The 18785-nt window shown below is 70.8% G+C and carries 17 protein-coding genes and 1 pseudogene; 7 read left to right on the forward strand and 11 right to left on the reverse strand.

Features of this window, described 5'->3' with window-relative positions:
- Positions 1 to 4 precede the first annotated feature (4 nt).
- A complete protein-coding gene (locus tag ABT340_RS12495) occupies positions 5 to 808 on the forward strand; it encodes a tyrosine-protein phosphatase (RefSeq protein ID WP_352010816.1) in 804 nt (267 codons plus the stop codon).
- Positions 809 to 824: 16 nt separating this feature from the next.
- Entirely contained in the window at positions 825 to 2093 is a 1269-nt protein-coding gene (locus tag ABT340_RS12500) for an MFS transporter (RefSeq protein ID WP_352010817.1), read from the forward strand.
- A gap of 56 nt (positions 2094 to 2149) precedes the next feature.
- On the opposite strand, the gene htpX is transcribed toward ABT340_RS12500, so the two are convergent.
- The 7 genes and pseudogenes from htpX to ABT340_RS12535 form a co-directional block, all read right to left on the reverse strand.
- The gene (htpX, locus tag ABT340_RS12505; protein ID WP_352010818.1) at positions 2150 to 3001 is read right to left on the reverse strand and encodes a zinc metalloprotease HtpX; all 852 of its coding nucleotides are present in this window, start codon (positions 2999 to 3001) and stop codon (positions 2150 to 2152) included.
- A gap of 75 nt (positions 3002 to 3076) precedes the next feature.
- Complete coding sequence (locus ABT340_RS12510) at positions 3077 to 4873, reverse strand: NADH-quinone oxidoreductase subunit N (protein WP_352010819.1); 1797 nt, start codon at positions 4871 to 4873, stop codon at positions 3077 to 3079.
- Positions 4870 to 6648 (reverse strand): complex I subunit 4 family protein, encoded by a 1779-nt coding sequence (locus ABT340_RS12515; RefSeq protein WP_352010820.1) that lies wholly within the window; start codon positions 6646 to 6648, stop codon positions 4870 to 4872. The genes ABT340_RS12510 and ABT340_RS12515 overlap by 4 nt, the downstream gene beginning before the upstream one ends.
- A gap of 187 nt (positions 6649 to 6835) precedes the next feature.
- Complete coding sequence (locus ABT340_RS12520) at positions 6836 to 8719, reverse strand: NADH-quinone oxidoreductase subunit 5 family protein (RefSeq protein WP_352010821.1); 1884 nt, start codon at positions 8717 to 8719, stop codon at positions 6836 to 6838.
- Between the two features lie 200 nt (positions 8720 to 8919).
- Positions 8920 to 9201, reverse strand: a pseudogene (nuoK, locus tag ABT340_RS12525) (NADH-quinone oxidoreductase subunit NuoK); the annotation flags it as partial.
- Between the two features lies 1 nt (position 9202).
- Entirely contained in the window at positions 9203 to 9739 is a 537-nt protein-coding gene (locus tag ABT340_RS12530) for an NADH-quinone oxidoreductase subunit J family protein (protein WP_352010822.1), read from the reverse strand.
- 8 nt (positions 9740 to 9747) lie between these two features.
- On the reverse strand, positions 9748 to 10686 hold the full coding sequence (locus ABT340_RS12535; protein ID WP_352011274.1) for a 4Fe-4S binding protein: 939 nt from the start codon (positions 10684 to 10686) through the stop codon (positions 9748 to 9750).
- Here ABT340_RS12535 and ABT340_RS12540 point away from each other — a divergent pair.
- The 3 genes from ABT340_RS12540 to ABT340_RS12550 all read left to right on the forward strand — a co-directional run bounded on the left by ABT340_RS12540 (position 10652) and on the right by ABT340_RS12550 (position 14454).
- Positions 10652 to 10861, forward strand: a complete 210-nt coding sequence (locus ABT340_RS12540; protein WP_352011282.1) for a hypothetical protein — start codon at positions 10652 to 10654, stop codon at positions 10859 to 10861. The genes ABT340_RS12535 and ABT340_RS12540 overlap by 35 nt on opposite strands.
- 185 nt (positions 10862 to 11046) lie before the next feature.
- Positions 11047 to 12399: a serine/threonine-protein kinase gene (locus ABT340_RS12545; RefSeq protein ID WP_352010823.1), complete on the forward strand. Its 1353-nt coding sequence runs from the start codon at positions 11047 to 11049 to the stop codon at positions 12397 to 12399.
- 96 nt (positions 12400 to 12495) lie between these two features.
- Positions 12496 to 14454 (forward strand): ABC1 kinase family protein, encoded by a 1959-nt coding sequence (locus tag ABT340_RS12550; protein WP_352010824.1) that lies wholly within the window; start codon positions 12496 to 12498, stop codon positions 14452 to 14454.
- 13 nt (positions 14455 to 14467) lie between these two features.
- On the opposite strand, the gene nuoH is transcribed toward ABT340_RS12550, so the two are convergent.
- The 4 genes from nuoH to ABT340_RS12570 are packed head-to-tail and all read right to left on the reverse strand — an operon-like array spanning position 14468 to position 16851.
- Positions 14468 to 15415: an NADH-quinone oxidoreductase subunit NuoH gene (gene nuoH / locus ABT340_RS12555; RefSeq protein ID WP_352010825.1), complete on the reverse strand. Its 948-nt coding sequence runs from the start codon at positions 15413 to 15415 to the stop codon at positions 14468 to 14470.
- The gene (locus ABT340_RS12560; protein ID WP_352010826.1) at positions 15408 to 15944 is read right to left on the reverse strand and encodes an NADH-quinone oxidoreductase subunit C; all 537 of its coding nucleotides are present in this window, start codon (positions 15942 to 15944) and stop codon (positions 15408 to 15410) included. The genes nuoH and ABT340_RS12560 overlap by 8 nt, the downstream gene beginning before the upstream one ends.
- A complete protein-coding gene (locus tag ABT340_RS12565; RefSeq protein WP_449343621.1) occupies positions 15937 to 16446 on the reverse strand; it encodes an NADH-quinone oxidoreductase subunit B in 510 nt (169 codons plus the stop codon). Before ABT340_RS12565 ends, ABT340_RS12560 begins: the two co-directional genes overlap by 8 nt.
- A 33-nt stretch (positions 16447 to 16479) precedes the next feature.
- Positions 16480 to 16851 carry an NADH-quinone oxidoreductase subunit A gene (locus ABT340_RS12570; protein ID WP_352010827.1) on the reverse strand — a complete coding sequence of 124 codons (372 nt, stop codon included), beginning with the start codon at positions 16849 to 16851 and terminating at the stop codon, positions 16480 to 16482.
- 218 nt (positions 16852 to 17069) lie between these two features.
- Here ABT340_RS12570 and ABT340_RS12575 point away from each other — a divergent pair, with 218 nt between their 5' ends.
- Positions 17070 to 18524 carry a polysaccharide deacetylase family protein gene (locus tag ABT340_RS12575; RefSeq protein ID WP_352010828.1) on the forward strand — a complete coding sequence of 485 codons (1455 nt, stop codon included), beginning with the start codon at positions 17070 to 17072 and terminating at the stop codon, positions 18522 to 18524.
- Between the two features lie 145 nt (positions 18525 to 18669).
- A complete protein-coding gene (locus ABT340_RS12580; RefSeq protein ID WP_352001834.1) occupies positions 18670 to 18759 on the forward strand; it encodes a putative leader peptide in 90 nt (29 codons plus the stop codon).
- The last annotated feature ends 26 nt before the right edge of the window (positions 18760 to 18785 follow it).

Genomic DNA, 18785 nt, shown 5'->3' on the forward strand with positions numbered 1-18785 from the left:
ACTCATGCCGCTCTTGAACCTCCGTGACGTCGCCGAAGGCGCCGGAACTCCTGTCCGCTCCGGGATGCTGCTGCGCTCGGCGCAACCCCACCGGCTGACCGCCGCCGACACCGACCGGTTGGCGGATCTGCTCGGCGGGCAGCTCGAAGGACTACGGCTCGTCGCGGACCTGCGAAGCGAGGCCGAACTCGCCGGGGACGACTGGACCCTCCTGACCGACCTCGGTGTCAGGGTCACCCGCCTCGGCACCTCGGGATCCCCCGCCGACCTGTCCGCCCTTCCGCCGGGAATCAACCTCGGCGACCTCTATGTGCTGATGCTCGACCACCGCACCGCCTGGTTCGCCTCCGTCGTGGCGGAGATCGCCGACGGGCTGCCCGCCCTGGTGCACTGCGCGGCGGGCAAGGACCGCACCGGCCTGGTCGTCGCCCTGATCCTCGATCTGGTCGGGGTGGATCACGAGGCGATCGTCCGCGACTACGCCGCGACCGTGACGCACCTCCCCCAGATCATGACGATGCTCGGCCTGACCACCCCACCCCCGGCCGCTTCGCCTCTGGCCGTTCCGTCCCCGGCCGCTTCGCCTCTGGCCACCCCGCCCCCGGTCGCTCTGTCCCCGGTCGCTCTGTCCCCGGCCGCTTCGGTCTCGGTCGCGGGGGCCGTGTCCGGGTTGCTCGACGCCCCCGAGACCGCCATCCGTACCTTCCTGACCGCTCTCGACGCCCGCGGGGGCGCCGAACGGCTGCTCACCGCCCACGGTCTGACCGAGGGCCACGTCCAGCGGCTGCGCGCCGCCCTCGTCGGCTGACCAGAAAGGCGACCCCGTGTCCCTCACCCTTCCCCGGGAAACCGGCGCACCCCAAAAAACCGGCCGTGGGCTGGTCGCGGCCATCGGTGTGGCCGAACTCTTCTACGCGGCGGCCGGGGCCCTGCCGCTGATCCTCGGTCTCGGCCTCAAGGTCCAGGAGATCGCGCCCGCCAACAAGGAGGCCGTACTCGGCTTCGTCGCCGCGCTCGGCGGAGTGGCCACGGTGATCTCCAACCCGCTCAGCGGCCACCTGTCCGACCGCACCACCAGCCGGTACGGCATGCGCAGGCCGTGGATCCTGGGCGGTTCCCTGCTCGGCCTGGCCGGGCTGATCCTCCTGGCGCTCGCCGGGTCGATCGCCCTCGTCGCGGTCGGCTGGATGGTCGCCGTCACCGGCTACCAGGCCATGGTCGCCGGGCTGACCGCGACGGTCGTCGACCAGTTCCCCGTGGAACGCCGCGTCCGGGTGGCGGGCGTGTTCTCGATGTGCAACATGCTTGGCGTCGTCCCGGCCATGGCGCTGTCCCAGATGTTCAAGGGCGAGTTGCTGCTGCAGTTTACGATCTGCGGTGGACTCGCCGTGACGGCCGCCGGCGTGCTCTGCGCGCTGTTGCCCGACCGTCGTCTCGACCCGGCCGAGCGACGCCCGGTGAACGTCGGCAGTCTCGCCTCGGCGTTGCTCGTACTGCCCCGGCACGCCCGTGACTACCGGCTGCTGTGGGTGCAGCGGCTGCTCGTCAGCATCGGCTTCGCGTTGATCTCGTCCTACTCGCTCTACTACCTGCAGAGTCGCATCGGCATGCCGACCGCCGAGGCCGTCGCGCTGGTCGGGCTGACCACCATCGCCAGCACCCTGCTGTCCGGTCTCTTCGCCTATCTCGGTGGCCGCTGGTCGGCCCGGATCGGCAGGGGCCGTCCGTTCGTGCTGTGGGCGACGGCGATCCTGGGTGTGACGCTGCTGCTGAAGGCCGCGACCGCCAGCGTCGGCGTGGTGATCGTCGTAGCGGTCATCAGCGGCGCCGCCACCGGCGTCTACTACGCCGTCGATCTCGGCCTGGTCACCCAGGTGCTTCCTGACGAGCGGGACGCGGGCCGCTATCTCGGCGCCTTCGCGATGGCCAAGCACCTGCCCAGCGCTATCGCCCCGGCGCTGGCTCCGGTCCTGCTCGGCCTGGGGTCCGACCCCTTCGCCGAGGGGCCGAACTACTTCGTGCTCTTCTCGGTCTGTGGCCTGCTGACGCTGGCCGCCGCCCCGCTGGTCGGCCTGCTGAGAGACGTACGGTGACCGGCGGCGAGGTGTGTGCCGGGCATACGTGACGGCCGGTCGGGCTACCGCCCCGCTCAGCGGCGGTAGCCCGCCATCCGCTCCAGACGGGCGATGCGCTCGGCGGTCGGCGGGTGGGTGGAGAACAGCCTGCCGATGCCCGCGCCCCGGAAGGGGTTGGCGATCATGAGGTGTGAGGCCGAGGCGAGGCGGGCGTTCTCCGGGAGGGGAAGCTGCCGGGCGCCCATCTCGATCTTCCGCAACGCGGAGGCCAGGGCCAGGGGGTCTCCGGTCAGCCGGGCCCCCGACTCGTCCGCCTGGTACTCCCGGGAGCGGGAGACCGCCATCTGGATCATCCCCGCGGCGACCGGGCCGAGCACGATCATGAGCAGCGCGCCGAGGAAACCGGGCCCCTCGTCGTCGTCTCCTCCGCCGAAGAACAGGCCGATGTATCCGAGGTAGGTGATCATCGTGGCCAGCGCCCCGGCCACGGAGGAGATCAGGATGTCGCGGTTGTAGACGTGGGACAGCTCGTGTCCGATGACCCCGCGCAGCTCGGACTCGTCGAGCAACTGGGTGATGCCGTAGGTCACGCAGACCGCGGCGTTGCGGGGGTTGCGTCCGGTGGCGAAGGCGTTGGGCTGCATGGTCGGCGAGACGTACAGCCTGGGCATGGGCTGACGGGCCTCGGTGGAGAGTTCACGCACGATCCGGTACAGGGTCGGCTGCTCGACCTCGCTCACCGGACGGGCCCGCATGGCCGACAGGGCGATCCGGTCGGAGAAGAAGTAGGCGAAACCGTTGGTCAGCAGGGCGGCCAGAACCCCGATCTGCAGGCCCACGCCACCGCCCAGCCACGCCCCGACGGCGATGATCGCCGCGGACAGTGCGCCAAGGAGGACGGCGGTACGCAGACCGTTGTGGTGCACTACACCCCCCTTGTCGGTTGATGCCGATTCACCTTCTCCAACGTCTCCGGCCTGGCCGAACGTTCCCGAAAACGTTCACCTCCCGATGCCGGAGCCCCCGGGGAGGAGGTCGAGCACCACCTGTGGCGCGACCGAGAACACCAGGGAGACGACAACGGTCAGTCCGATCGCGACGACGACCGGCAACCACCCCCTGCGACCGCCGCCCGTTTCCTCCCCCGAGCCGACCGGATTTTCCGGGGCCGTCACGGCCCCCGGAGCCGATATATCCGGCATATCCGAAACAACCCCCTGGCTGGCTCCGCGCGGGGCCGGGGTGAAGATCCGTGCCGCCCAGGCCACGTAGTAGTAGAGGCCGATGACCGTGTTGACCGCCATCACCACGGCCAGCCATGCCACGCCGCCACCGACGAGCTCGCGGAACACCACGATCTTGGCGAACAGACCCGCCAGCCCCGGCGGCAGGCCCGCCAGGCAGAGCAGGAAGAACGCCAGCGCCGGCCCGGCGGCCGGGTCGCGGAAGGCGAGCCCCCGGTAGTCGTCCAGTTCGTTGCGTGCGGCGCGCCGCGAGACCAGCATGACCACCGCGAACGCCCCGAGGTTCATCGCCGCGTAGAACACCAGATAGGCGATCGACGCGCCCGTCGCCTCGTCGTCACGGACGGCGAGCGGCGCCAGGATGTAGCCCGACTGCGCCACCGAGGACCAGGCGAGCAGCCGTACGGCGTGGCGTTGCCGTAGCGCCAGGAGGTTGCCGACCGTCATGGTCAGCGCCGCGACGAGCGCCACCGGTGGGCCCCAGGTGCTCGCCTCGCTCCCCAGCGCCGTGACGAGGATGAGGATCAGCCCGGCGAACCCGGCCGCCTTGGAGATCACCGAGAGCAGCGCGGCCACCGGGACCGGCGCCCCCTGGTAGACGTCACCCGCCCAGGCGTGGAACGGCACCGCGGCGACCTTGAAGGCGAACCCGGCCAGCACCAGGACGACGGCCACGGCCAGCACGGACGACAGGTCGGGAGGCGGCGAGTCGTAGGAGAGGTGAAGCGCGGAGACGTAGGCCTCGGTGGTCCCGGTCACCTGGGGCAGCGCGTCACCGGCCGCCTGGCCGGGACCGGGGACGGCGGGAACGGCCGCGCGTTCACGCAGGGTCTGGGCCAGCCGGTCGAGGTGGACGGTTCCCGTCGCGCCGTACAACAGGGAGACGCCGAAGAGCGTCACCGCCGTCGAGACCACGGAGACCAGGAAGAGTTTGACCGCCGCCTCTGAGGCACGGCCGTCGTGGCGTCTGAGTCCGGTGAGCGCGAAGACCGGCAGCGAGACCAGCTCAAGCGCGACGACCAGCATGATCAGGTCTCGGGAGGCGGGCAGGGCGACGGCGCCGGTGAGCGTGCACAGCAGCAGGAAGTGCCACTCGCCGACGGGGATCTCACCGGAGGCGAGCAAGGTCATGGACAGCAGCACCACGACGATCCCGGCGGCCAGGGCGAGCCCGGCGAAGACCAGGGTGAAGTCGTCGACCACGAACGAGCACGACGGCACGGCCCCCGTCTCAGGCCCGGAGGCGGCGACCGCGATCGTTCCGGTGGGTTTCCCCGTCGTCGGCCGCACACCCGGTGGGAGGGCCGGGACGATCCTGGGCGCGGTGGTCAGGCCCTCGGGCACGCAGAAGGTCCGGAGGGCCTCGCCCGACCGCGACGCCTGCGCGACCACGAAGCCCAGGGCGGTGAGCACCCCGGCCAGCGTGACCACGCCGAGCATCGGCCTGACGTACGGCCTGCGCGGCAGGAAGGCGTCCAGGAGCAGCACCAGCCCGGCGGCCAGCGCCAGAACCAGTGGCGGCGCCACCGCGAAGTAGTCGATCGACTGGATCATGGCGTCCCCAGCAGGCTGTGGACCACCGGGTCGGTGAGGGACAGCAGTGCCTTCGGCCACAGACCGAACAGCAGGATCAGGGCGACCAGCGGCACCCAGGCGGCCAGTTCGTGGGCGGTCACGTCCCGCGTGCGCCCGCTCCCGGCTCCTCCGGTGCCTCGGCCGCTTCCGGTTTCTCCCGCGCTTCCCGAACCTCCGTCTCTCTTGGTCGTGTCCGGCGGGCTGCCGCCCGCCATGGTCTCCTCGACCACCTGTTCGGCGTCCGCGGTGACCTTCTCCGTCACCCGCTCCGCGGCCACCATCGCCTCCTGAGCCTCCCGGGCCTCCTGGGCCGCCTCACCCGCCTCCGGCGTCCCGGTGGCGCCCGCCGCGGTGAGCAGGGGGGCGTGGACGGTCTCGGTCGGACGGCCGTGGGTGACCCTGGACAGCATGACCAGGAAGTAGGCCGCGGTCAGGACGGTGCCGACCCCCGCGACGACCATGAAGAGCAGGAAGAGCGGCCGGGACAGACCCGGCGCCGGGTCGAAGGCGCCGAGGAGGGCGAGCATCTCCCCCCAGAAGCCCGCCAGACCGGGCAGACCGAGGGAGGCGAAGCAGGCGAAGGTGAGCAGGGACGCGAGGTGCGGCAGGCGCGCCAGCATGCCGCCGCCGAGTGCCGGGATGTCGGCGGTGCCGTAGCGCTCCTTGATCGCTCCGGCGACGAAGAAGAGCAGCGCGGTGATCAGGCCGTGGGCGATGTTGCCGAAGAGCGCGGCGTTGAGCCCGACCGGGGTGAGCGTGGCGAAGCCCAGGAGCACGAACCCCATGTGGCCGATCGAGGAGTAGGCGATCATCCGCTTCAGGTCACGCTGGGCCAGACAGGCCAGGCAGCCGTAGATGACGCCGATCACCGCGAACGCGCCGAGCCAGGGGGCGACGGCCGCGGCGCCCTCGGGCAGGATCGGGATGGCGATGCGGGCGAAGCCGTAGGTGCCCATCTTCAGCAGCACACCCGCCAGGAGCACCGAGCCGACGGTCGGCGCCTCGGTGTGGGCGGCCGGCAGCCAGGTGTGCAGCGGCCACATCGGGGCCTTGACGGCGAGCCCGACGCCGATGGCGACGAAGGCGAGGATCTGCGCCGGGCGGGACATGCCCGCCCCGTGCGCCGCGGCGAGGGAGACCATGTCCAGAGTGCCGGTCCCCGCCCAGACGAACAGCAGGCCGATCAGGAGAACGACCGAGCCGAGCAGCGTGTAGAGGATGAACTTGGTCGCCGCCGCCCGCCGGGCACGACCGCCCCAGATGGCGATCACGAAGTACATCGGGACCAGGACGACCTCGAAGAACACGAAGAACAGCAGCAGGTCGAGGGCGAGGAAGGTGCCGACCATGCCGACTTCGAGGAGCAGGAGCGTGAACACCAGTGCCCTGGCCCGCTCCGGCCCCGGCCTCCCTCTTGGCAGCCGGTCCGTTCCGCCGGCGCCCCCACGGCACAGGTAGACGAAACACAGGAACGTCAGCAGCGTGGTCAGCACGACCAGCGGCAGGGAGACCCCGTCGACGCCGAGGTGGAACCTCAGGTTCAGCCAGGGGACCCAGGCCAGGTCGGTCTCCAGGCCGATGCCCGTCGCGCCGCCACGGACGTACGTGACGGCGGCCACCAGGGAGAGCGCGAACGTCACCCCGGAGACCGTCAGCGCGTGCGCCCTGAGCAGCCGCCCCCTCCCGTACGGCATGAGCAGCGCCACGGCCCCGGCCAGCGGAACCGCGAGCATCGCCACCGGCACCCAGCTCATCTCCCGGCCCCCCTCTCCTGGGCCGGGACGGTGCCCCGGGCGGTGAGATCACGGTGGGAATCGCGGCGGGAACGGTCGGCGGGAGAGACCTGGCACGCGGGGCCGTGGCGGAGGCGGCCGGTCATCCGAGGACCACCGCCTGGGTCACGGCGACCAGGGCGCGGCGCTCGGCGTTGGAGATGGCCGGTCATCCGAGGACCACCGCCCCCACCGCGAGAAGGAGGACACCCGCAAGGACGGCGGTGACGTAGAGCTGGGCGTTGCCGTTCTGTGTCGCCCTGACCAGGCCGGACAGGCTCAGTGTCGCCCTTCCCGAGCCGCGGACGGCGCCGTCGACCACCCGGTCGTCGGCGCGGGCCGTCAGACGGGCCAGGCGCAGCACCGGCAGGACGAACAGCGCGCGGTAGAGGGAGTCGACGAAGAAGGCCCGTTCGAACAACACCCGGAAGGGGCCGAGCACCCGGGCGGGGTCGTCCAGCGGGGCGCCGCGCCAGACGACGTAGACCGAGGCGGCCCCGAGCAGCGCCAGCAGGACGCTGAGGACGGCGGTGCCCCAGTGGACGTCGGCGGCACCCGCGAAGCCGACGCCCGTGAACCCGAGGAGCAGCGTGGGCACCGCGAGCACGACGACCGGCCAGAGCATGCTCGCCGGAGCCTCACGGGAACCGCCGGTGTGCGGAGCGGCGGACACCGGAAGCGGTACGGCCCGGCGCTCGCCGAAGAAGGTCCGCAGCCACGCCCGGGTCGCGTAGGCGCCGGTCACCGCGACCGTGGCCAGGGCGCAGCCGTACAGCAGGAGGGCGGCGGCGTCGGTGAGCGGCCCGATGGACAGGGCCCGCTCCATGGACACCAGCACCTCGTCCTTGCTGAAGAAGCCGCTGGCCGGGGGCAGGCCCATCAGGGCGGCGAAGCCGACGGTCATCGCGGCGAAGGTGACGGGAAGCCTTCCCCGCAGGCCGCCCATCGCGCTCATCAGGTTGGAGCCGACCGTGTGGATGACGACCCCTGCGCACAGGAAGAGCAGGGCCTTGAAGGCGCCGTGGGTGATCAGGTGAAGGATCGCGGCGTCGTCCGACCCGGCGGCCAGGGCTCCGGCCATGTAGGCGAGCTGGCTGATCGTGGAGTAGGCCAGGACCCGTTTCAGGTCGTCCTGCGCCAGGGCCGCCAGCGCGGCGCCGAGCATGCCGAGCGCGGCGGCCACGGCGAGCACGTCCAGGGTGGGACCCGCCCCGGCGAAGACCGGGTGGAGACGGGCGACGAGGAAGATCCCGGCCGCGACCATGGTCGCGGCGTGGATGAGCGCGCTGATGGGGGTCGGGCCCGCCATCGCGTCGGGAAGCCAGGTGTGCAGCGGCACCTGGGCGCTCTTTCCCGCGACCCCGGCGAGCAGCAGCAGGGTCGCGGTGACGACCGTGCCCGAGGACATCAGCGGGACCGCCGCGATGACGTCGGCGATCCTGAAGCTCCCGGCCGCCGTGCCGAGGACGAAGACCCCGAACAGGAAGCCGACGTCGCCGACCCTGGTGACCAGGAACGACTTGATCGCGGCCCGGGAGTTGGCGCGGTCTTCCCACCAGTGGCCGATCAGCAGGTAGGAGCACAGGCCCATGACCTCCCAGCCCACGTAGAGGACGAGGAGGTCGGCGGCGTGGACCACCAGGAGCATGGCACTGGTGAACAGGCTGACGAAGGCGCTGTAGGAGGGGTAGCGCCGGTCTCCTGACAGGTAGCCCACCGAGTAGACCTGCACGGCCAGCGCGACCACGGTCACCAGCACCGCGACCGAGGCGGACAGGGGGTCGACGAGGAGGCCGACCGAGATCGGCAGTGACCCGGTGGGGATGACGTCGAGCGTGCCCGTTGACACGCCCCCGCCGGTGAGGGCGGTGTAGGCCGTCCAGAGGGCGAGCAGGGCGGAGAGGGCGGCCGGGACGACCGCGATCAGGGCCGCCCTGCGGTTGGCGGCCAGGTCGGCGGCCCCGCCCCTGGCTCCCCTGGGCAGTCTGGAGCCCAGCAGCCCGGCGACGGCGGCGAGGAAGGGCAGCAGGATGACGAGGGCGACGGCGGTCACGGCGTGACCTCCGGGGGGTCGTCCCGGCCCGGCGGGTGGGTGGGAGCCGTGACGACGGCCGCCCTGGCGGTCTGCCCCGCCGCGCCCTTCTGCGGCCCTCCCGAAGGGCTCCCGGTGGGAGTCTCGGTGGGAGTCTCGGCGGGAGTCTCGGCGGGAGTCTCGGCGGGCGGGTCGGGGGACTCGGCCAGGGCGCGGAGGCGGTCGAGGTCGACGGTCGCGCGGTTGCGGTAGAGGCCGAGGACGATCGCCAGCCCCAGGCCGACCTCCGCCGCGGCGATCACGATGACGAACAGCGTGAGCACCTGGCCGCTGTGCAGCCGGTCGCGCAGCCACACGTCGAACACGACGAGGTTGAGGTTGACCGCGTTGAGCATCAGCTCGACCGACATCAGGACGAGGATCGTGTTGCGGCGGGCGAGCACGCCGTACACCCCGATGGAGAACAGCAGCGCGGAGACGACCGCCGGATAGACGACGTGCACGTCATCTCCTCCCACGGATGTCGGTGCGGGACAGGACGATGGCGCCGACGAGGGCGGCCAGCAGCAGGACCGAGAGCACCTCGAAGGGAAGCACCCAGGTGCGGAAGACGCTGGAGCCGATCTCTCTGGCGGACCCGCCACCCGGCTCAAGGGGGGCGTAGGCCGTACGGAAGCCGTCGACGACCACGGTGACCAGCACGACCGCGGTGGCCGTCGCCACGACGGCGGCGACGGGCCGGTTACGGCTGTCGAGATCGGCGGCCCTGCCGATCGGGGCCCGGGTGAGCATCAGGCCGAACAGCAACAGGACCACGACCGCGCCGACGTAGATCAGCACCTGGACCCACGCGACGAACTCGGCGGTCAGGACGAGATAGCCCCCGGCGAGGGCGCCGAGACAGACGACCAGCCACAGGGCCGCGTGGACGAGCTGTCTGGTCGTCACCACGAGCAGCGCCGCCCCGACCGCCACGACGCCGAGCAGCAGGAAGACGATCTCCTGCCCCGTCGGTGACAGATAGGACGGCACGTCGGCCACGTCTCCTCCTAGGACTCCCCGGGCTCCTCAGGCCTCTGAGGCCCGCTGTTCGGTTCCGTGGCAGAAGTCTGCTCCGTCGCGCCCTCCGCCGGTGGCACGCCACCCCCACCTGTGGACAACTTCTCACCGGCGGGCTCGCCTGTGGAAAACTTTCCCCCCGCTTCCTCCTCGGGAGGCGTGTCCTTCTTGGGAAGCGCACCCGGCGGCCTGATCGCCCGGACATTCGCATGCCCCGCCGAAGCACGCCGCGCGGGCCTGCCCCCGGCCGAGGCCCCGGAAGCCGCAGAAGGCCCCGAAGCACCTGAAGGCCCCGAAGGACCCGAAGGATCGGAGGAAGACCCGGAGGCCCCCGAGGCGTCCTGTGCAGGAGGCGTGTCCTTCCCCGGAAGCGCACCCGGCGGCCTGATCGCCCGGACATTCGCATGCCCCGCGGAAACACGCCGTGCCGGCCCGTCCCCAGCCGAAGAACCCGGTGGTCCGGAAGCGTCCCGAGGCGGCCGCGCACCCGAGTCTCCGGAATCACCTGAAGGAACATCCGGGGAGTCGCCCGGAGCCACGGGACCGCCCCCCGCCGTACGGCCCCCGCCGGGCCTTGACGGCGGGGTGCGGGTCGGCCGGGACCCGGCGGCCAGTTCCTTCGGCGGTTCGGCGTTCGGCTCGTGCGCGGGCGGCGGGGGCACGGTCTCCGCCCATCCGGTCAGCCTGTCCTTCTCGTGCAGGAGGTTGCGGATGTCGCCCTCGGCGTACTCGAACTCGGGGGACCAGAAAAGCGCGTCGAAGGGACAGACCTCGATGCAGATGCCGCAGTACATGCACAGGGAGAAGTCGATCGCGAAGCGGTCGAGCACGTTGCGGGCGCGGGGCCGTCCTCCCTCGGGGGCGGGGAGCGTCTCCTTGTGGGAGTCGATGTAGATGCACCAGTCGGGGCACTCACGGGCGCAGAGCATGCAGACCGTGCAGTTCTCCTCGACCAGGCCGATGACGCCCCTGCTACGGGCGGGCAGGTCGGGCCGCACCTCGGGGTACTGCTGGGTCACCGACTTGCTCAGCATGTGGCGAAGGGTGACGGAGAGCCCCTTCGCCAGCCCCACTCCTGGTATCCGTGCCACCTCAACATCTTGACATCCCCGTCCCCCGCGAACGAGAACCCGTGCGCGAGAACCTCGCAAAACACAACACGTCCGCCGATCATCCCAAGTTATCCACAGCCGTTATCCACAGACTGTGTGTTCGAGTGTCGCCTTCCGCCGAAGAATCACCCTTGAAGAGGACTGCAAGACCAACCAGAAATACGTATTCTTCGCCACATGTCCCACCAGTACGGTGCCCCGTGGCACAACCAGCCGCCACCTCCTCGATCGAATACGGGGCTGAGTGTGGTGTGGGCACTGGTCCCCCTGTTCACCTGTGGCATGGGGACGCCCCTGATCATGGCGCACGCCGCCCGCAGACTGCGCAGCCCGCTCCACGCCCTGGCCGCGGTCCTGTACGCCCTGGGCATCGGGGTGTTCATCGTCGCGATCTCCGTCTACGACGACACCGACCTGATGCCGGGCTGGCTGGACGCCGTCACGACGATCGGGCTCTTCGGCAGCTGGCTCGGCGGCATGGGGCACGCGCTGATCATCAGAGGATCGGTCTTCAGGCAGGACCCCCACAACGCGCAGGGCCCGCGGAACATGCCGAACTACGGCGTGCAGTCCTTCAACGCGCCCCCGCCCCCGGTCCATGCCGTGCCGTACCCGACCGCGCCGACCGTCGCCTCGAACGTCCACCCGCCCGCCCACCGGCCGGTCCAGCACACCGTACGGCCCCAGCCCCAGCCTCACCTCCAGCACTCCCAGCCGTCCCGGCCGCAGCCGGCTCCCACCCAGCAGCAGAACCCGACCAAGGGCTGGCTGGGGCCGTACCGGCTGATCGGGGAGCTGGGCAAGGGCGGGCAGGGCACGGTCCACCTGGCCCTCACCCCGCAGGGGCAGAAGGTCGCGATCAAGCTCCTGCACCAGCACCTCACCGGCGACCAGATGGTCAGGGAGAGGTTCCTGCGGGAGGTCGAGGCGACGCGCAAGGTGGCGACCTTCTCGACGGCCAGGGTGCTCGACGTGAACATCACCGACGACCAGGCCTACATCGTCAGCGAGTTCGTGGACGGCATCTCGCTGGAGCAGCTCGTCCGCGACCAGGGTCCCCGCAACGAGGACGGCCTGACCCGGCTCGCCCTGGCCACGGCGGGCGCGCTCGCCGCGATCCACCGGGCGGGGGTCGTGCACCGTGACTTCAAGCCCGCGAACGTGCTGATCGGCCCGGACGGCCCCCGGGTGATCGACTTCGGCATCGCCCGCGCCCTCAACCAGGTCACCGCGACCTCGGGCAACATCATGGGCACCCCCGCCTACATGTCCCCCGAGCAGCTCGCCGGGGGGAACATCGGCCCGGAGACGGACGTGTTCAGCTGGGCGGCGACCATGATCTTCGCCGCGTCCGGGCGCGTGGCCTTCGGCGAGGACACGATCCCGGCGATCCTCAACCGGGTGATCAACCAGCATCCCGACCTGTCGGCGCTGCCCCAGTCGTTGCGCCCGCTGGCCTCGGAGTGCCTGGACAAGCAGCCGGGCAACCGGCCGACCGCCGCCGACATCATGCTGCGCATCGTCCAGTGAACACGGCGCCGGACATACCGATCTATGTCCGGAAAACGCATTAGGGTTGCGCCATGGCACCCGGGGACGGCCCGAACGGCGGAGACGGATACTGACATGTCCAACCTGATCGCTGTTTTCGCCACCATCGTCAACGCCTATCTCGTCGCGCTCTTCGCCAGAAGGACGCTCGGGGTGCCGGTCGGCTGGCCGCGTGCCCTCGTCATGGGCGTGGTCCTGGGCCTGAGCGTCGCGTGGGCGGCCACCGAGGTCGGCACGATGACCGGCGTCTACGCCAACGGCAGGATCAACGCCCCGCTCAGCGTGGTCTTCGCCGTCATGGCCCTGGTCACCGCGTGGACCTTCGTGATCGGCCTGATCGTCCTGGTCCTGCTCGAACTGTTCGTCCCGACGGGCACGCTTCCCGCGCCCTCGGCGTTCCTGCGCGGCTGGAAGGCCCGCAGGAGCAGGGCCCGGCGCTACACCCAGGTCATGCGGATCGCCGCCAAGCACGGGCTCGGCGGTTACCTCGGACGACGCAGCAGGGCCGGGGAGAGGCCCGCCGCGATCGCCCGTTCGCTGCGTGACGCGCTCAACGAGGGCGGCGTCACCTTCGTCAAACTCGGGCAGATGCTCTCGACCCGGCGCGACCTGCTGCCCGAGGTCTTCGTCGACCAGCTCGCGACCCTGCAGACCAGGGCGGAGCCCGAGCCGTGGGAGCAGATCGAACGGGCCATCGAGGAGGAGCTCGGCAGGCCGCTCACCGAGGTCTTCCAGACGGTCGATCCCACCCCGCTCGCCTCGGCCTCGGTCGCGCAGGTCCACTCCGCCCGGCTGCTCGACGGCAAGCCCGTCGTGCTCAAGGTGCAGCGTCCCGGGGCGCGCAAGCAGGTCACCTCGGACGTCGAGATCATCCTGAGGCTGGCCGCGTGGCTTGAGCGGACGACGCCGTGGGGCAGGTCGCTGCGGGTGTCCCGGCTGGCCGAGGGCTTCGCCGCCTCCCTCGACGAGGAACTCGACTACACCGTCGAGCTGGACAACCTGCGGGGCGTCGCGGCCACCCTGGGCGACGGGATCAGGGTGCCCGTCGCCCACGAGGGGTACTCGACCGGCAGGCTCCTGGTCATGGACCGCCTCGACGGCACCCCGGTCGGTGAGGCGGGCGAGCTGCTGACCGCGCTGCCCCCGGCGGAACGGGAGGCGATCGCCGGACGACTGCTCGGCGAGATCCTCAGGCAGCTCGTGCACACCGGCGTCTTCCACGCCGACCTGCACCCGGGCAACATCCTCCTCACCGAGGACGGCAGGCTCGGGCTGCTCGACTTCGGCTCGGTCGGCCGTCTCGACCAGTCGACCCGTAACGCGCTCGGCATGCTGCTGCTGGCCGTCGACAACAACGACGCGATCGGCGCCACCGACTCCCTCATCGAGATGCTCGACCGGCCGGACGGGCTGGCCGAACGGGAGCTCGAACGCGACCTGGGCCAGCTCATGGTCCGCTACCGCTCGGGGTTCGGCAGGAACGGCAGCGCGGGCCTGTTCGCCGCGCTGTTCAAGCTGATCCACGCGTACGGCTTCGCCGTACCGCCCCAGATCGCGGCCGCCTTCAGGGCGCTGGCCGCGCTCGACGGCACGCTCACCCTGATCAGCCCCGACCTCGACGTGGTCGGCGCGGTCAGGAAGCAGGGCAGGGAGATGATGCGCGAGTTCCTCTCGCCAGAGTCGGTGCGCGCCGACCTGGAGAGCCGTCTCGCCGGTTTCCTGCCGATCCTGCAGCGGCTGCCCAGGCGGCTCAACAAACTCACCGAGGACCTTGAGCACGGCAGGATCTCGATCAACATCAGGCCGCTGGCGGACGAGGGGGACCGGCGTTTCCTGACCGGTCTCGTGCAGCAGGTGGTCGTCGCCGTCCTGGCCGCGGCGGCGACGCTGGGGGCGATCGTGCTCATCGCGGCGGACTCGGGGCCGATGGTGACGCCCGAGCTGCGGCTGTTCGCGCTGGTCGGCTTCGCGTTGCTGCTGGTCGGCTTCGTGCTCGCGCTGCGCTCGCTCGCGCTGGTCTTCCGCCGGGAGTGATCCGGCCGGTGCGTCAGAGGACCCTGACGATCCCGGTCAGCGCGAGCTGGAGCAGCGCCAGCGGCACCAGGGCGACCCAGGCGAGCCGTTGCAGCTGGTCCTCACGGAGTCTGGGGTAGCTCACCCGCACCCAGATCACCACGAACACCAGCAGGGCCGTCTTCAGCAGCGTCCACACCGGCCCGGGCAGCAGGGGGCCCTGCCAGCCGCCGAGGAACAGCACCGTGGTCAGCGCGCAGAGCACGATGATCCCGGCGTACTCGGCCAGCATGAACAGCGCGAACCGCATGCCGGTGTACTCGGTCATCGGGCCCATGATGATCTCGGAGTCCGCGATCGGCATGTCGAACGGCGGGCGGCGCAGTTCGGCGAGCCCGGCGACGAAGAAGACCACCGCGCCGATCGCCTGCCAGGGCAGCCACCACCACTGCCAGGCCTCCACGACGCCCGGCAGGGAGAGCGTGCCCGCCGCCATCGCGACGCTGGAGGCGGCCAGGACCAGCGGCAGCTCGTAGGCCATGAGCTGGGCGGCCGAGCGCATCCCGCCCATGAGGGAGTACTTGTTGCCCGAGGACCACCCGGCCATGATCGAGCCGAGCACGCCGACCCCCATCACGGCCAGCGCGAAGAACAGGCCCGCGTCCAGGTCGGCCCCGACCAGGCCGGGACCGACCGGGATGACGACCATGACCAGCAGGTACGGGATCAGCGCGACCGCGGGCGCCAGGCCGAAGACCCGGCGGTCGGCCGCGGCGGGGATCACGTCCTCCTTCTGGGCGAACTTGACGCCGTCGGCGATCAGCTGGGCCCAGCCGTGGAAACCCCCGGCGTACATGGGGCCGAGGCGGGACTGCATGTGCGCCATGACCTTGTGTTCGGCCTGACCGGCGACCAGCGGCAGCACCAGGAAGGCGGCGACGACCAGGACGAGCCTGAGGGCCGCCTCCAGCACCTCAGCCATCGCGCCCCCAGTCGGCGGGCACGCCGGGGGGAAGCGTCTTGCGGCGGCTCGGCGAGCCGTGGTCGGACTCGCCCGGCTCCTTGGCCCCCGGCCACGCCTTGGCGACCCTGGCGGCCAGCACGAAGTCCTTGCGCAGCGGGTGGCCCTCGAAGCCCTCGGGCAGCAGCAGCGGGACGAGGTTCGGGTGCCCGTCGAAGACGACGCCGAACATCTCGAAGGTCTCCCGTTCGTGCCAGTCGGCGCCCCTGAAGACGCCGACCGCGCTGGGCAGGCGGGGGTCGGCGCGCGGCACCCGGGTGCGGGTCAGCAGCCGCCGGTGCGAGACGGGGTCGAGGAGGTGGGCGACGACCTGGAAGGCGTCCGGCGGGTCGTCGACCGCGGTGAGCCAGTCGAAGAACTCGTACCCTCCGGCGCGGGCGAAGGCGAGCAGGTCGAGCCAGTCGCCCGGCTCGACGTCGGCCGTGGTCTCGCCGAAGGACTCCGAAAGCCGCACGCGCGGGCCGTACCGCTCCACGAGGGCCTCACGCACGGTGGTCCTCCATGCCCTCGGCGGCGATCTTCTCCTGGAGGAGCATGATGCCGTTGAGCAGCGCCTCGGGGCGGGGCGGGCAGCCGGGCACGTAGACGTCGACCGGGATGATCTGGTCCACCCCCTTGGTCACGCAGTAGGAGTCCCAGTAGGGGCCGCCGGAGTTGGAGCAGGCGCCGAAGGAGATGACGTACTTGGGGTCGGGCATCTGCTCGTAGAGCCGTTTGACGGCCGGGGCCATCTTGTCGGTCACCGTGCCGGAGACGATCATCAGGTCGGCCTGTCGCGGGCCGTTCGCGAACGGGATGACCCCGAACCTGATGAAGTCGTGGCGGCTCATCGAGGTCGCGATGAACTCGATCGCGCAGCAGGCGAGCCCGAAGTTGAACGCCCACAGCGAGTAGCGCCGCCCCCAGTTGAGGATGAAGCGCATGGGTTTCGGGGCCAGCCGTGAGGCCGGTCCGACGGTGGGTGCCCGGGTGGGCATCGGAAGGTCCGCCATGTTGTTCATTGTCCCCCACCTGCCCGGCGGTTCTCAGGCCCAGGCGAGCACGCGTTTGCGCCAGGCGTACAGCACGCCGAGCGCGACGAAGCCCAGGAAGACGAACATCTCGGCCAGCGCGGCCGTACCGAAGCCGGGGTCGGCGAAAACCGTCGCCCACGGAAAGACGAAGACGGCGTCCACCGCGAAAACGACATAGAGGTAGGTGAAGACGTAGTAACGCACCTGGGACTGCGCCCAGCCCTCACCGACCGGGTCGACGCCGCACTCGTAGGTCGTCAGTTTGTCCGGGGTGGGACGGCTCGGACGCAGGAGGCGGTTGACCAGCAGCGCGCCGGACACGATCACGACGCCCAGGACGAGCAGCGCGCCGACCACCGCGTAGGGGCCGTAGTAACCGTGCATGACTCCCCCTCTCCACGGGGTTTCCCGAAGTCTCTCCGCGTACGGCGAGGCCTTCCCCACCAGCTATAGCAGCACCGTCCTCCCCCGTCATGCGGCCCTGCCGTCAATCCCAAACTCTGCACCCTTTAATACCAAGCATCCGTAAATACCACTCTTTTTCAAGTAATGTGCCGTTTATGCCTAAAATCCGGTTTTCCGGAGGGATCGCGCTTATCGCCGTGCTGGCCGCAGGGTGCGGCACCGCGACAGCGACACCCAGGGCGCAGGAGCCGATCCCCTCGGAACCCACACTGATCGATTCCGTGGACCCGGCCGACGTCCCCGGACTCACCATGCACACCGTCACCGAAGGGGAGACCGGGGGCCTGCGCGCCCACGCCGTCTACCCGTCCGTCAGCGACGCGCCACGCCTGACGGAGAGACTGCACCGCACGATCACCGAGCATCTGCGGTCGTTCAACCAGGCCAACAGGGGCGGCACGGAAACCGGCCGGCCCGGGCCCGAGTTCAATGTGGACTGGCAGCTGCCGACGGTCTCGACCCAGATGATGGGCGTGAACCTCACCATCGGCAGAACCGTCGACTCCCGCTGGTCGGAGGAGCGCACCACCGTCTGGTACGACCGGGTGGACAAGCGTGTCCTCGACTCCGCGGACCTGCTGAAGGACAGGGCCGCGCTGGGCGAGCTCGCCAGGCTCACCCGTGACCAGCTGGGCCGGTCGGGATCCGGGATCGACCCCGAGGCGATCACCGCCGACGCGAGGCTGTTCGACTCGCTGGCCTTCAACCGCCGCGGCGACCTCGTGGCCGAGTTCGACGACCAGCAGGTGGGAAGCGCCACCCTCAGCAGGGTCGCCGTACCGGCCGCGAAGGTGAAGGGGCTGCTGTCCCCCGCCGGTGAGCGGGCACAACGCTCCGCGGTCGAGTTCGGCGCCGGGGTCGACCACCGGGCCGAGCGGATGGCCAAGTACAAGGAGTACGCCGCCCTGCCGGTCGCCGAGAGCACCGCCTACGGCAGCGTGGACTGCGCCAAGGTCAAGTGCGTCGCACTCACCTATGACGACGGTCCCGGCCCGGGCACCGGGAGGCTGCTGGACGCGCTGAACGCCCAGCGCGCCAGGGCGACGTTCTTCGCCGTCGGCACCAACTCCATCGCCCACACCGCGCTGCTGCGGCGGATCATGCGGGAGGGTCACCTCGTCGGCGACCACACCTGGTCGCACCGTGACCTGACCACCCTGGACGACAGCAGGATGGGCGACCAGTTCGGCCGCGCCCAGTGCACGCTGGGACGGGCCGTCGGACGCCATCCCGGCCTGGTACGCCCGCCGTACGGGGCGGTCAACGACCGGGTGCCGCCCGTCGCCAGGCAGTACCGCCTGGCCCTGGTTCGCTGGAACGTCGACGCCAAGGACCTGCAGACCCGGGATCCCAAGGCCGTCGCCGACCGGGTCGTCTCGCAGACGAGGCCCGGATCGATCGTCCTCATGCACGACGTCGGCGGCACCGCCGCGAAGGCGACTCCCGAGATCCTGCGACGACTGCGCGACAAGGGCTACACCTTCGTCACCGTCCCCGAGCTGTACGGCAAGGCCGGCATGAAGCCGGGCGAGGTCTACGACTCGGGTGAGGGACCGCGCGAGATGATCTCGGCCGACGGCTCACAGGGCTGAGGAGCTGGGCGAAGACGCCCTCCGCGGGACGCGAGAACCGGTGTCCCGCGGAGGGCGTCTCCATGTCACCCCATAGCCGCCGGCTATGAGTACATAGCCACCGGCGATGAGGCCGCCTCCCTGGTGGGACATATAGTTAGGCATCGTGACCCTTACCGTCCTGTTCGGCCGCCTGCACGTGGATCTGTGTCGGCTCGCCGCCGGGCTGTGTCGGGCCTGCCGCTCGCGATCATGACCTCCTTCACGGCCGCCGCCAGGCCG

Source organism: Streptosporangium sp. NPDC000239 (genome assembly GCF_040300765.1).
Classification (GTDB): Bacteria; Actinomycetota; Actinomycetes; order Streptosporangiales; family Streptosporangiaceae; genus Streptosporangium.

Bases quoted from the DNA above. Each gene is read 5' to 3' on its own strand.
- ABT340_RS12510 (WP_352010819.1), bottom strand. From the start codon at position 4,873: ATGATCCAGTCGATCGACTACTTCGCGGTGGCGCCGCCACTGGTTCTG.
- ABT340_RS12545 (WP_352010823.1), top strand. From the start codon at position 11,047: ATGTCCCACCAGTACGGTGCCCCGTGGCACAACCAGCCGCCACCTCCT.
- ABT340_RS12540 (WP_352011282.1), top strand. From the start codon at position 10,652: ATGCACCAGTCGGGGCACTCACGGGCGCAGAGCATGCAGACCGTGCAG.
- ABT340_RS12565 (WP_449343621.1), bottom strand. From the start codon at position 16,446: ATGGCGGACCTTCCGATGCCCACCCGGGCACCCACCGTCGGACCGGCC.
- ABT340_RS12570 (WP_352010827.1), bottom strand. From the start codon at position 16,851: ATGCACGGTTACTACGGCCCCTACGCGGTGGTCGGCGCGCTGCTCGTC.
- ABT340_RS12535 (WP_352011274.1), bottom strand. From the start codon at position 10,686: ATGCTCTGCGCCCGTGAGTGCCCCGACTGGTGCATCTACATCGACTCC.
- ABT340_RS12495 (WP_352010816.1), top strand. From the start codon at position 5: ATGCCGCTCTTGAACCTCCGTGACGTCGCCGAAGGCGCCGGAACTCCT.
- nuoH (WP_352010825.1), bottom strand. From the start codon at position 15,415: ATGGCTGAGGTGCTGGAGGCGGCCCTCAGGCTCGTCCTGGTCGTCGCC.
- ABT340_RS12515 (WP_352010820.1), bottom strand. From the start codon at position 6,648: ATGAGCTGGGTGCCGGTGGCGATGCTCGCGGTTCCGCTGGCCGGGGCC.
- ABT340_RS12550 (WP_352010824.1), top strand. From the start codon at position 12,496: ATGTCCAACCTGATCGCTGTTTTCGCCACCATCGTCAACGCCTATCTC.